This window comes from Streptomyces sp. Ag109_G2-15 (genome assembly GCF_900215565.1).
Taxonomy (GTDB): Bacteria; Actinomycetota; Actinomycetes; order Streptomycetales; family Streptomycetaceae; genus Streptomyces; species Streptomyces diastatochromogenes.
Genome location: NZ_OCNI01000001.1, coordinates 6,630,522 through 6,642,815, shown reverse-complemented (window position 1 = coordinate 6,642,815; position 12,294 = coordinate 6,630,522). Strand labels below are relative to the sequence as shown.

Below are 12,294 nucleotides of genomic sequence, written 5' to 3'. Positions count from 1 at the left end.
CGCCCTTCCGCCGGCTCAGCCGTCCGACGGCACCTTCAGCCTGTCCCAGCTGGCCTTGCCCGGGATGCCGTCCGCGTCCTTGCCCTTGAAGCCGAGCTTGTGCTGCCAGGCGGCGTAGGACCTGCGGTCGGCCTCGGTCCACTCGGGGCTCGGCCCCTCCTCGTAGTGCCCGCAGCCCTCGGCGACCAGCCGGCGGCCCATGGCCGTGATGACGGGCGACTTCTGCCCGATGTGGAAGAAGCCGCTGCCCGGGAACGGCGCGTACTTCGGCTTGGGCACGGGCTTGGGGTCCGGCTCCCCCGGGTCGTTCCCGCCGCCCTTTCCGGCCAGCCGGTCGGCTATCCGCTTGCGCATCCCGTCCATGGTGAAGCCGCGCGGGTCCTGCTTGCCCGGCTGCCACTCCTTGTGCCCGATGACGGAGCGCTCCGACCAGCCGTGGTGCCGGCAGATGGCGGCGGAGACCTTCTCGATGGCCTCCTTCTGCGCCTCGGGCCAGGGGTCCTTGCCGTCGCCCAGGTTGATGCACTCGAAGCCGTAGAAGTGCCGGTTGCCGTCGACGTTCGCCTGGTTGTCGTGCGGCAGCCTGGTCTCGTTGATCACCGCCTGCAGGACGTCGCTGTCGCCGAGTCCGGCGTGGTTGGCGCGGCCGTTGCCGACGAGGTGGACATGGCCCTGCTTGTCGATCACGCCGTGACACAGGGGGCCGGGCAGGCCGGAGTAGCCGTCGTAGCAGATGTTCACGGAGTTCTCGGTGCCCGAGGTGACGGTGTGGTGGATCATCACGCCGTTCACCGGGCCCCAGGGGCCCTTGGTGTTGCGGTTGTGGTGGCGCCAGTCGCGCACCTCGTGGACCGTCAGGCCCTCGGCGCGCAGGACCTCCAGCAGCTTCGAGCCGGTCATCGGCTGAGCCATCAGTCGTCTCCTTCCACGGCGGCCTCCGCCGCCGCTGTGGTCTGCGAGCGCCCGCCGGACGGGTCGGCCTCGGCGGCCTGCTCCTGGCGCGCGGCCAGGGCCTCGGCGTCCAGGGCCGCCTGGTCGGCGGCGGGGATGTCCGCGCCGAGCGGGCCGAAGGCGTACCGCAGGTCGACGGTGCTGCCCTCGCCCTGCACCAGGGCCAGCGGCGCGAAGTGCCGGGCGATCCCGGCCGGTGCCTGGAGCAGGGGGCGGCGCGCCTGGTCGGCCGGCCACTCGACGCTGCCGGTGGCCGTGCGGGCGGGGATCAGCCAGTGGTCGCCGGTGCGGTAGCCGCCGCCCTTGGCGAAGTACACCTCGACGCCGTCCTCCAGGGGCAGCCACTCCCCCTCGGTGACGGGGACGGCGCCGCCCTTCAGCCCCGTCGTACGGCCCTTCTGCCGGGGGCCCTCGTGGTGGTCCCAGCGGCGCAGGAACGGGTGCAGGTGCGGCAGCCGTCCGACGCGCGGGTCCGGCTCGGCGGAGAGGCGGACGCGGCGGCCGGGCAGGTCCAGTTCCTCGACCCGCAGCAGCGGCAGGGGTTCGAGGCGGGAGGCGTAGGCCGTGTCGGTGAACTCGACGTGGTCGCCGACGTCCAGGTCGAGCTTGTCGTCGAGGCCGAGGGTCGCCAACTGCACCCAGGTGCCGTCCAGTTCGTCGACCGGAAAGACGACGGAGCCGTTCTCCCTGGACCACTTGAAGGTGGCTTCCTTCGCCTCGCCGCCCGCGTGGATCTCCACCCGGTACAGCTGGTTCTCCGGGCCCCGGTAGCGGGCGTCGGGCCGGACCAGGCAGGGGTCCTCGTCGGCGTGCTCGGGCCGCTCGCTGCGGGCGGCGAGCCGGGCGGAGGGCGCCGCCTGGGCCTTCGCCCACTTCTCGAACGCGTCGCGGACGGTCTTCCGGGACGGTTCGGAGTCCTCGATGTCGAGCTCGGACAGGGTCAGCGGCAGCACCTGCCAGACGACCTTGGAGCGGACGGCGGTGTCGGGCAGCGCGGCACCGAGGGCGACCTCGCGCAGCGCCGGGTCCTCGGCCGCCGATACCGCCCGCTCCCACACCCTCAGGTAGACGACGAAGGGCGACTGGGCGGGTGAGGGCAGCCGGTCGCCGAGCCGCTCCGGGTCACGGAAGGCGTCGGGCTGGCTCCAGTAGTCCCAGAAGGCGTCCGTCTGAGGCGGCGGGTGCTCCTCGCCGTCCTCGTCCGGTACGGGCGTGCCCGGCTGCGGTCGGTCCGCGTCGCACAGGATGCCGTCGACGTAGTAGCGGCCGCCGGAGATGCGCAGGGTGTCGATGTCGAGCTTGCCGCCCACGTACTGGATGAAGAAGCCGGCGGAGCCGCTCGGCCCGCCGTGCCGGCCGATCAGGTCGGCGGCGAGGGTGCGGGTCTGGTGGAGCTGGATGGCGGCCTGTTCGTTGAGGTCCGCGTCGAGCTGGACGCGGCCCTGCTGGGCGACGACCGCGGAGTAGTGCCGCTCCGGGCGGAAGGTGGAGCGGGAGAGATCAGCGTGCATGAAGGGGGTCCCCCTGGTTCGGAAAACTGCGGGTGGGTCGTACGGCGGCACTGCTCACGTCACGAAGAAGATCCCGGCGTCCGCGCCCGCGGGCGAGTACTCGGCGAGCCGCGCCCTGAGGCCGTCCTCCCGCTGGGGCCGGTACAGGTCGTGGAAGGCGCCGAGTTCGGCGCCGTCGTCCGCGCCGCGCCGGATCTCCTCGGCACACCGGTCCGCCAACTGCCCGTACCAGGGCGTCCCGTAGCGCTCGGAGGCGAACAACGGCCGTACGCGCCCGGCCTGTTCGGGGCCGACGAGATCGGGCTGGCAGCGATGGCGGCGCGGGGTGCGTGAGCCGGGCGGGACGTAGCAGTACCGCAGGCAGCCGATGCCGCGCCGGGCCACGTGGAGCCGGCCGGTGAAGACCGAGTTCTCGGCGATCTCCACCGCGTGCGTGTGCACCTCGCCGATGACGGTCGTGCGGTGCAGGTGCAGGACGGCGTGGGCGTGGCGGCAGTCCGGGGCGGAGAGGGCCTCGCGGTCGGGGCCGGTGGCGTCCAGGACGCTGTCGCGCAGATGGATGTCGAGGGGGTCCTCCGCGACCTCGTCGCCGATGACCTCGATGGTGCCGAGGATGCTGTGCTCGATCTGGAGACAGGCGGTGGTGCGTTCCAGGACGATGCTGGGCTCCTCGGGCGAGTGCGGCTCGCACTCGGGCTCCAGCGACCAGCCGGGTACGAGGGTCGAGTGCCGGACGACGACCGCGCCCATCGGGCCGGTGACGTTGATGCCGCGGCCGGCGACGAGGAGTCCGTCGAGGACGAGCCGCGGGCGCTCGTGCGGGGCGCAGTCGTCGTTCACGGCACGGATGTTGAGGGCGTCGGGGCGGTTGCTGTACCAGTCCAGCAGCCGGATCACCGGCCGGGTGCCCTCGGCGGCCCGCAGTTCGAGGCGGTCGCCGGGGTCGAGGTCGAAGTCCAGCTGCTCCTGGTAGGCGCCGCTGTGGGTGATCTCGATGATGCCGGTGCGCTCCGGGCTGCCCTCGTCCTGCCAGGCCCGGTAGGCATCCATGATCCGCTGGTACGGCTGGCCCGGACCGACCCGGTAGAACTCGGCCTCGGGGCGCGGCTCACGGTCGGGGCGCTCGTACTCGCCGCCGCCCATGTCGGCGCCGAACGCGTAGTGGTAGTCGACCCACACGCCCTGCCGGGGCGCGGAGCGCGAGCCGAACGCGATCCGCCCCAGCTCCGGGTCTACGGCGACCTGCCCGCGCTTCGGCCGGTAGCGCCAGTCGGACAGGTCGGCGACGACGATGTCGGCGGGCGGTACGGGCCGGTCCTCGCCGTCACGCCGGATCACGAGGCTCTTGCCGGGGCCGTAGTAGTCGGCGAGCCGGTCGTGCAGCAGACGGCGGGTGATGAACGCCGGGACGTTGTCGACGGCGGCGATGTGCGCGGGCGAGGGCTCCGGGACCGGCTTGGTGACCAGGGGGGTGTCGTTGCCCAGGATGGAGAAGGTGTACAGGTTGCGGGCGCGGTCGATGCAGTAGGCCGGGGACGAGGTCAGGGAGTACGGCTTCAGCCGCCAGACGAAGAGCCCGACTCCGGCGGGAGTCCAACCACCCTGCCTTCTCGGGGAGTTGGCCCGTCGTACGTCGACCGTCCGGGCCGTCTGTTCGAAGGGACCGCCCGCGAGGGCGAGCGCGCTGCCGTCCCGCAGGTCGAGCAGGCGTCCGCGGTCCCCGCGCCGCCCGGTGCCGTAGAGCTTGACCGGCTGGGTGTGGGCCACCAGCCGGGACAGCTCGACGGCGCGGGCGGGCCAGTCGGCGACCTGCTCGGACAGCTCCTCCAGGAGGTGGAGGGTGCCCTTGCGGCGCCGGTTGGCGACCGTGGCCGCCACGTCACGGCGGGGCGCGATGGCCTCGGCGAGCGCGTCCCGGCCGCCGCCGTGCAGGCCGGTGGTGAGGACCCGCTCGTAACCCGGCAGGGTGCGGTAGCCGACCAGGTCGCCGAGGTACGGCAGCACCCAGGGCGCCGCGGTCTCCACGAACAGGTCCTCGTAGCCCTGCTGGACGCCGTCGCGGACCCGGTCGAGCTGCTCGGCGATCACCGCGAGCAGGGCCCGCAGCGGTTCGCCCTCCTCGGCGTCGCGCAGCCGGTGCCAGCGGGGCAGCAGCTCGGCGAGCCCGTCGGGCTCCCGGGGTGACTCCGGGGCCGGCGTCTCCAACTCGACATCCGTCGGCTTCGCGGCCATCACTTGACCTCCGTCAGTATCAGGGTGTCCGCGGCCCGGGCCGACAGCATGGTGAGCTGCGCCGGCCGGATGCCGCGGAAGACGAACACCGTCCGGCCCTTGTCCAGGCGCCGGGTGTCGGTGATGTCGGGGTTGAGGCGCAGGAGTTCGGCGAGGGGGATGCCGTAGCGGGCGCAGACGGACGACAGGGTCTCGCCGTGCCCGTCGCGGACCGTGTGGGTCCGTTCCTCGTACGACGCCGGGTGCGCGGGGACGGACGCCCTCGGTGTGCCGGGGCCCGCGAGCAGCGCGGTGAGCTGTTCCGGGGTGGCGGAAGCGGGGACGCCCGTGAAGACATCGACGTCCACGTAGTCGACGCCGGGCACGGAGTGCGCGGTGGCGAGGACCTCGGAGAGGCGGGCCGGCCGGGCCAACTCCCGTCCCTCGTAGCCGAGTCGGAGCAGAAGTGCCTGGCGCAGCCTGGGCTCGACGTTCTCCCAGGCGTGGTCCGGGGCGAGCTTCACCTTGGCGGCGATCAGCAGCAGGACGAGTTCGCGCGCGTCCACCCGGACCGGCAGGTTCGGGTCGCCGTACTCGGTCAGCGCCCCGCGCAGGGGACGCAGGTTGTCCTCGGTGAGCGGCACGTCGTCGGTGCCGGCGACCGTCACGTGGAGCACGCGCCGCCGTCCGTCGAAGAGTTCGCGGGCCGCCGCCCGGCCGATTCCGGCGCGGGAGCGGGCGAAGTCCTCGTAGTCGGGCTCGGAGACCAGCCGGTCCAGGGCGGAGACGGCGAGCGGGATCGTACGGCGGGTGAGGCCGGGGCCGTCCGCGTCCGCGCCGCCGGTCGCCGGGCGCGGGTTGGTGACCGCGGTGACGCCGAGGGGGCGGGTGAGCGGCTGGGTGATCCGGTCGGCGGGGACGTTGGCGGCCTTGCCGGTACCGAAGCGGTACCGGGCGCGGACGTTCTCGTGGCCGGTGGGCAGGCGGGCGCCGTGGACTCCGTCGCCGAAGGTGACGGTCGTACGGCCGTCGGAGGCGGTGCCGGTGATGTACACGCGCTCGGTCGGGCCGCGTCCGGCGAGGCTGTCGACCTCGTGCCAGAGCACGCCGTCCACGCGGATGTCCAGGACCGGCGTGGCGCCGAGGGGGTTGTCGGCGGCCAGCCAGGTCAGCGGGGACTGCCAGAGGGCGAAGGTCTGGTTGACGCGGTCGGAGTCACCGCTGCCGATGGCCTCCTCGCGGCTCTCGCCGTGGGTGGCCTCGACGACGTTGCCGAGGACGCGGACGCTCGCCCGGTGGTAGCGGTGGACCAGGTCGGTGGTGAGGGTGAGCCGGGTGTGGACGTGGTCGCCGGGGAGCTGCGGGTCGACGGCCGGGTCGGCGGCGGCGATGGTGACCACCTCGGTGGCGGTCACGCCGATCGTGCCCGGGACGTCGGTGCGCTCGCCGCTCACGATGAGCGTGCGACCGGGGCGCAACCCGTCGTACAGCTCGGCGAGTTCGATCTCGTTGCCGTGCACGTCCTCGCCGAGCGGCTCGTCGGCCGGGCGCAGCGACTCGCCCGCCGCGTGCACGGTGGTGTCGCGGATGTGCGAGAGCAGGACGTCGAACTCGTCCAGCCACGGGCCCGCGAGGGTGAGTTCGGTGCCGCGGCCGGTGATGCCGTAGTTGGAGTACGCCGCCGTACGGGCCGCCACGACCTGGGTGGTGACGAAGGCGTACTTGGCGTCGCCGGGTACGGCCGTGCCCTTCGTGGGGCGCTGGATCGCCACCCAGCTGCCGACGGTGATGCCGTCGTGCACGCTGTCCAGTTGCAGGACACGGCGGTTGAGGGGCTCCGGCTTGCTGGCGATGGCGATCTCGACGTTGGGCTCGGTGCTGCCCACCGTGTACCTGACGCTCACCTCGTACTCGCCGTGGGTGATCTGCTTGTTCTCGCCCGGCCGCAGGGAGATCCCCTGGGCCGTGCCGTTGTGGATGCCGATGTGCACCTGGCCGTCGTCGTCCGGGCGGGACACGAACAGACTGCGCTCGGGCAGGCCCGAGTGGAGGCGGGCGGTGACGCCCGGTTCCTCGGCGGTGGCCGGACGGCGGCTGAGCCAGCTCAGCTCGCGGTCCTGGGGGGCGCGGGTCGACAGGTCGACCTGGCCCGGGCCCAGCGTGAAGGTGACGGGCTGGGCGACGGGCAGGTTCTCCGCACGCTGGGCGCTGCTGCTGCCCTCGACGTACTGGAACTCCGCCCGGACCGGGACCTTGCCCGCAGGGTCGTACACCACGCGCATGCTGGCCAGCACCGCGCCCGTCAGCGGCCAGTCGGCGGTGCGGATGACGCGGCCGCGCTCGTCCTGGACGGGCTTGAGCGGGGCGGTGGCACCGAAGGGGGCCGCCGTGACCCGCATCGCGAGCAGCTCGCGCAAGAGCCGCACGGTGCCGGGTGCGGCCGCGGTGCGCCAGGCCGGGTAGAGGCTGCCGAGGCCGGGGTTGAGCGCGGAGAGGAGACGGGCGGTGTCGGAGCCGGGGCGGCGGCCGCGGGTCCCCTGGCGGGGGGCGGGGGCGGCGGTGCGCAGGGCGGGGAGGAGGGTGCTCAGGGCTTGGAGGGCGGCTTGGCGGGGATCGAGGAGGGCGGGGGCGTCCTTATCGGCGACGGTCTCCGTCGGTTGCGCGGGCTGCGCGGGAGCCAACTCCAGTGCCCGCTCGGCCAGTTCCGCCAGTACCGCCTCCAGCTGCTCGAACCACGCCGCCACGTCCTCGTACGGCTCGGCCAGCACCTCGGCCTCGCGCAGGCGGGCGACGGGCTCGCCGAGGCGGGCGGCGAGGCGCTCCGGGGTCTTGATGCCGTCCAGGTCCGTGCGCAGAGGGGCGAGCACCTGGTCGTCGAAGTCCTCGATCAGGCGGCTGACCGGGCGCGGGTTGAGCACCTCGGGCGTCGGCGGCTCGTCCCCCGGGTCGCCGGGGGCGGCCGGCTCCGCGGTCCAGCGCCGTACCTCGTCCACCAGCTCCTTGAGCGTGGGCGGGGCCGACTTGGGCAGCGAGATCGCGGTGACCTCGTCCTCGCGGTCGATCCGGACGCCCGCCACGGGCAGCAACTTCCGTTCGCCGCCCGCCTGTTCACCGAAGACGAAGAGGAGCTGGTCGCCGGTCTGGAGGGAGTTCGCGGTGCCCTCCACGAACAGTTCGGAGCGGCGGTCGAGGTCCTCGGGCGTGACGAGGGAGGGGCGGCGGCGCCGTACCTTCAGCTCGTTCCAGTCCCAGCGGGCGGTGAGGTCCCGGGCGGTCTCGAAGGTCAGCGACTGCTCGTCGGCGGAGGCGGGCACGCTGTGGCTGCGCGCCCCGCGCGGGACGAGTGCCGGCAGGGCCTCCGCGCGCGGGTCGCGTTCGAGGGTGTACGCCAGATGGGTGCCGGCCGCCACACCGGGGCGCGGCCGGTGCCCGACGAGCCGACCGAGCAGCACCAGGGAGCGGTGTTCGTTGGCGGTACGGATGTAGGCCTCGTCGGCGATCCGCTCGGAGTGGAAGGTGAGCAGGTCACCGAGGACGGCGGTGGCGTCGAGCAGGCCGACGGCGGGATCGTCCGGGGTACGGACGGTCAGCCCGGCCAGGGCCGGGTAGGCGGGCGAGGCCAGCCGGTCGAGGAGGGCGGCGAGGAAGGAACCGTACTCGCCGACCCGGTAGTCGAGCGCGGTGCGGCCGGGCGGGTTGTGCAGGGGGGCGGGGGCGAGGCGCTCGTCATGGCCGCCGCACGCGCCCCCGCAGGAGCAGGCCTGGCTCATCGGGCGCCTCCCAGGGATATCGCCAGCCGGCCCTGTTCGGGCCGGTCCGGGTCGTTGTCGCAGGTGGCGATCTCCAGCGGGCCGAGCCGCAGCACGCCGTCCTCCTTCTCTCCTCGGTCCTGTTCGAACAGCCGCCGCAGCCGGGTGACCTCGACGCTCTCCACCCCGGGCACGGCCGCCGCGACGGCGACCAGACGGCTGAGCCGGACCGGCTCGCCGAAGGTCAGCGCGTCGGGGTGGAAGAAGCCGAGCCGCCCGCCGGGGAGGCGCCCGCTGCCCAGCACGCGGTACAGCTCCGCCAGGATCTGCCCGTGCTGATGGCCGGGCAGGGCGCACACGGTGAGCGCGATGTCGAGCGGCACCAGCCGGGCGGGGCCGACCACCAGGTCGTGTCCGATGCGCCGGTACGCCTCCAGGGCCTGGGTCACCGAGGCGAGCAACTCCGCGTCCGGGGCTGCGCTGCCGTACGCGTCGATCGCGACGTGCGCCTCCTGGACGCTGCCGGTCCAGCGGATCTCGGCGGCCGCCCGCTGCACTCCCGGCAGGGCGGAGGCGAGGGCCGCGTAGTCCTCGGCGGTGACCGCGCGCAGCCGGGTGCGGCGCAGGTCGAGCGGCGCCAACTGGCGTACCTGTTCCAGGGGTTCGGGCTCGGTTCCGCCGGTGGCGGGCAGCGGGTTGCGGACCGTGGCGGCCGGTGCCGCGCCGCCCGCCTCGACGACGAGGTGGTTGATGGCCTCAGCTCCGACGTTGCCCGCCAGGCCGCCGCCCAGCCGGTAGCGCACCGCCAGACGTGCTCCGGGCGTCGGCTCGGCACCGTGCCGTCCGTCGCCGAAGCGCAGGGCGAGGCGCCCGTCGTCCTCCGGCTCGCCGACGAAGTGCCGGTCGCGGGCGGCGCTGTCGAGCAGGTCGCGGCGCGGCTCCCAGGTCGCGTCACCGTCGTGGAGTCGTACGGCGGGCAGGGCGCGCCGTGGGTCCTGGGCGAGGGCGGCGGTCGCCGGGCCACGCAGGACCGGCTCCTCCGGGTGGAGTCCGGCCGCGTACGCCGGGCCCCAACTGTGCGCGATCTCCCAGGCGATGTGCCCGTCGAGGACCGTGCCGGCGCGGGCCCGCGCGGTGAGGATGTCGACGCGGCGCAACTTGGCGTCGAGCAACTCGTCGGTACGGTGGAGCAGTTCGCGCAGGGCGCGGACCGGGTGGCGGCGCAGGTCCAGCCGCTCCAGCACCTTCAGGCCGTAGATCAGGGCGAGTTCGGTGATCTCCTCCTCGCCGAGCCCGTCGCGGTCGCGGGCGCTGCGCCACAGGTCGACGAGCCGCTGGCGGACCCGGCCGGGGATGGCGGCGATCCGCTCGGCCTGCCCGGCGGCGACCGTGCCCGGGTCGGGGAACGGCACGGCCTGGGTGACCGGCGCCCGGCCGAGGACGGGGCGGAAGCGGGGGCGGATGCCCGGGTAGACGGACTGTGCGAGGAGCGTCCGCAGGGCGGCGGCCTGCGCGTACGCCGTGCCCGGCACGACACGCTCGTGCCGCTGTCCGGCGCGCTCCAGGCCGAGCCCGGCGCGTACGGTGGCCCGCTCGCCCACGACCTCGAACAGCTCGCGGATGTCGTCGGGGGTGAGTTCCCGGCCGCTCTCCGCCTTGTCCGTGAGGGAGTCGATGAGCCGTGCGGGTGCGTTGCCCTCGGTGCGGTCGTGGCAGCCGAATGCGAGCGAAGCGAGATGGGGGTACCCCCGGCCGGAGGCTGGGGGAGGGTCGCAGGGCGCCACGACGGCTGGTACCGGCGGCACGGTGACCGGCTCGTGGAGTCCGGAGCGGCCGTGGTCGACCAGGACGGCGTTGCCGCGGGCGAGGGTGACGTCCTCGACGGGCAGGCAGTCGCGTCCGCCGCGGGTGGCGAGGCAGAGCGGGAAACGCAGGGCGTCCTCGGCGGCCCAGGTGACCTCCAGGACGGGCTGGTCCTCGATGCGGTCCAGGCCCGGGGTGACGGAGGTCAGGCGTACGGCCTGGCGGTGGGCGGGGTCGGCGTCGCCGGGGGTGCCGGTGCGCGGGCCCTTGACCTCCTCCAGGATCAGTACGTCGCCCGGTTTCAGGTCCAGCCGGCGTTCCCGGCAGGTCTCGGGGTCCGCCCACTCGTCGCGCAGGGTGGCCGCGGTGGCTCCCCGGGGCAGGGCGCACACCTCGCCGTCCCAGGTCCACAGGCGGATCGCGTTGTGCGCGACCCGCAGTCGCAGCGGGTCGGCGGTGACGACCGGTTCGAAGACCTCCACCGAGCCGCGCTCGTCCAGGTCGCCGAGGTCGTTCTCGTCGATGACGGTGCCGGGTTCGGGGCGGTCGTGCGGGTCGAGGGTGCGGACGTCGACGGAGGCGAAGCGGTAGGTGCCGGGCGCCAGGGTGTGGTCGGCGGCGGTCTCGACGGTCACGTAGGTGCGGGCGTTGGAGCCGTCGTGCATCGCGTAGTCGATGAGCCGGACGTGCCGGCGCACCGAGACCCGGCGGCGCGCGGTGTCCAGGTAGGCCTCGGTGGCGACCGCGTCCTGGTGGTAGCTGATCTGGTCGCCGGTGTGGGCGAGCAGTTCCACGAGGGTCGTGCCCAGATCGGCGGGGTTGCGCTCCACCCAGTCGGGGGTGGTCAGCGCGAGCCGGTCGAGCAGCAGCTTGCGGATGGTGTCGTAGTCACGGGCCGTGTAGTCGACGACCGGGGCGGCCGGGAAGGCCGGGGACTCCTCGGTCTCGTCCGTGCAGTCGAAGGGGGTGGGGCAGTCGGGCCGGAAGGCGAAGGACGCGCTGTGGTAGCGCTGGTCGAAGCCGCGGTACGGCACGGTGCCGGGGCGGCCGTAGGGGTCGGCCTCCACCAGGGACAGCCGGTAGCGGGAGGTGTCGCCGGCCCGGTCGAGGGTGACGTAGAGCCGGTCGTCCAGCTCCGGGTCCTCCTCGCGTTCGACGCTGACGTCGACGGCGGTGATGCCGGTGATGCGCCGGCCGCCGTCGATGCGGACGTTCTCGGGGCCGAGGCCGTGCGGGGCCTTGCCGAGGAAGGTGACGGTGAGCAGCAGTCCGTCGTCGCTCACCTCGACGGCGTCGACCCCGTTGAGCTGCGCGGCCCGTACCTTGGCCCGCCGGGTGGTTCCCGCGCTCATGCCGCCCTCCCCTCGAAGACGTCCTCGCGGACCGCTCCGGTGGCGCGTACGGCGTACGACAGATGCACGCGTACGACGTCGTCGCCGCTCTCGATGTCGAGGGCCACGACCTCGACCAGGTCGCCGAGCCAGCGCTGCAGCGCGGCCTGGACGGAGAGTTCGAGGGTGCTGACCAGTTCGGGGCTGCTCGGGGCGAAGACCAGGTCGAGCAGTCCGCAGCCGAAGTCGGGGCGCATCACACGCTCGCCGGGGCTGGTGAACAGCAGCTGTTCGATCAGGTCGTGGACGTGCTCGGCGGGGCGGGCGTGCGCGGTGCGTCCCCGGCGGTCGGTGCGGAAGGGGAACGCGATGTCGGTGCGGGTGCGTGGGCTCGTCGGCCTCATCGGACGGTGACCTTTCGCTGCGCGGCCTGGACGACGGGCGGTCCCTGCGGGACGAGGGCCGCGCTGAAGCACTGGGCGGCGGAGGTGTCGAGCAGCACGGGCGCGCCGTCGACGGTGACGCCGGTGGTGTCGGCGGTCCAGCGGACCGCGACGCACGGCGAGCGCACCCCGTCGAGCGTGTGCGGGCAGCCGGTGACGACGTACGTGTGGGCGGCCGTGGCGACGGCGGCGCCGGCGATCCGTACGCCGCCGGAGGATGTGGTGGCGGGCGTGGCGCGGCCGCCGTGCGGGCAGCCGATCACGGTGCCCGCGTCCAGCAGACTTCCGGACAACT

At 74.0% G+C, this 12,294-nt stretch carries 7 protein-coding genes; all 7 read right to left on the bottom strand.

What is annotated here, in order from left to right:
* Positions 1-15: 15 nt before the first annotated feature.
* The 7 genes from CRP49_RS29865 to CRP49_RS29835 are packed head-to-tail and all read right to left on the bottom strand — an operon-like array spanning position 16 to position 12,292.
* Entirely contained in the window at positions 16-912 is an 897-nt protein-coding gene (locus CRP49_RS29865; protein WP_097256138.1) for a peptidoglycan-binding protein, read from the bottom strand.
* A complete protein-coding gene (locus tag CRP49_RS29860) occupies positions 912-2,462 on the bottom strand; it encodes a DUF6519 domain-containing protein (RefSeq protein ID WP_097256137.1) in 1,551 nt (516 codons plus the stop codon). The genes CRP49_RS29865 and CRP49_RS29860 overlap by 1 nt, the downstream gene beginning before the upstream one ends.
* A 54-nt stretch (positions 2,463-2,516) precedes the next feature.
* Positions 2,517-4,694, bottom strand: coding sequence for a hypothetical protein (locus CRP49_RS29855; RefSeq protein ID WP_097256136.1), 2,178 nt, complete (start codon positions 4,692-4,694; stop codon positions 2,517-2,519).
* The gene (locus CRP49_RS29850; RefSeq protein ID WP_097256135.1) at positions 4,694-8,443 is read right to left on the bottom strand and encodes a putative baseplate assembly protein; all 3,750 of its coding nucleotides are present in this window, start codon (positions 8,441-8,443) and stop codon (positions 4,694-4,696) included. Before CRP49_RS29850 ends, CRP49_RS29855 begins: the two co-directional genes overlap by 1 nt.
* Positions 8,440-11,577, bottom strand: coding sequence for a putative baseplate assembly protein (locus CRP49_RS29845; RefSeq protein ID WP_097256134.1), 3,138 nt, complete (start codon positions 11,575-11,577; stop codon positions 8,440-8,442). Before CRP49_RS29845 ends, CRP49_RS29850 begins: the two co-directional genes overlap by 4 nt.
* A complete protein-coding gene (locus tag CRP49_RS29840; RefSeq protein ID WP_097256133.1) occupies positions 11,574-11,960 on the bottom strand; it encodes a GPW/gp25 family protein in 387 nt (128 codons plus the stop codon). The genes CRP49_RS29845 and CRP49_RS29840 overlap by 4 nt, the downstream gene beginning before the upstream one ends.
* Positions 11,957-12,292, bottom strand: coding sequence for a hypothetical protein (locus CRP49_RS29835; RefSeq protein WP_097256132.1), 336 nt, complete (start codon positions 12,290-12,292; stop codon positions 11,957-11,959). The genes CRP49_RS29840 and CRP49_RS29835 overlap by 4 nt, the downstream gene beginning before the upstream one ends.
* Positions 12,293-12,294 lie beyond the last annotated feature (2 nt).

Coding starts and splice junctions, on each gene's coding strand:
- CRP49_RS29840 (WP_097256133.1), bottom strand. CDS start 11,960: ATGAGGCCGACGAGCCCACGCACCCGCACCGACATCGCGTTCCCCTTC.
- CRP49_RS29865 (WP_097256138.1), bottom strand. CDS start 912: ATGGCTCAGCCGATGACCGGCTCGAAGCTGCTGGAGGTCCTGCGCGCC.
- CRP49_RS29845 (WP_097256134.1), bottom strand. CDS start 11,577: ATGAGCGCGGGAACCACCCGGCGGGCCAAGGTACGGGCCGCGCAGCTC.
- CRP49_RS29860 (WP_097256137.1), bottom strand. CDS start 2,462: ATGCACGCTGATCTCTCCCGCTCCACCTTCCGCCCGGAGCGGCACTAC.
- CRP49_RS29855 (WP_097256136.1), bottom strand. CDS start 4,694: ATGGCCGCGAAGCCGACGGATGTCGAGTTGGAGACGCCGGCCCCGGAG.
- CRP49_RS29850 (WP_097256135.1), bottom strand. CDS start 8,443: ATGAGCCAGGCCTGCTCCTGCGGGGGCGCGTGCGGCGGCCATGACGAG.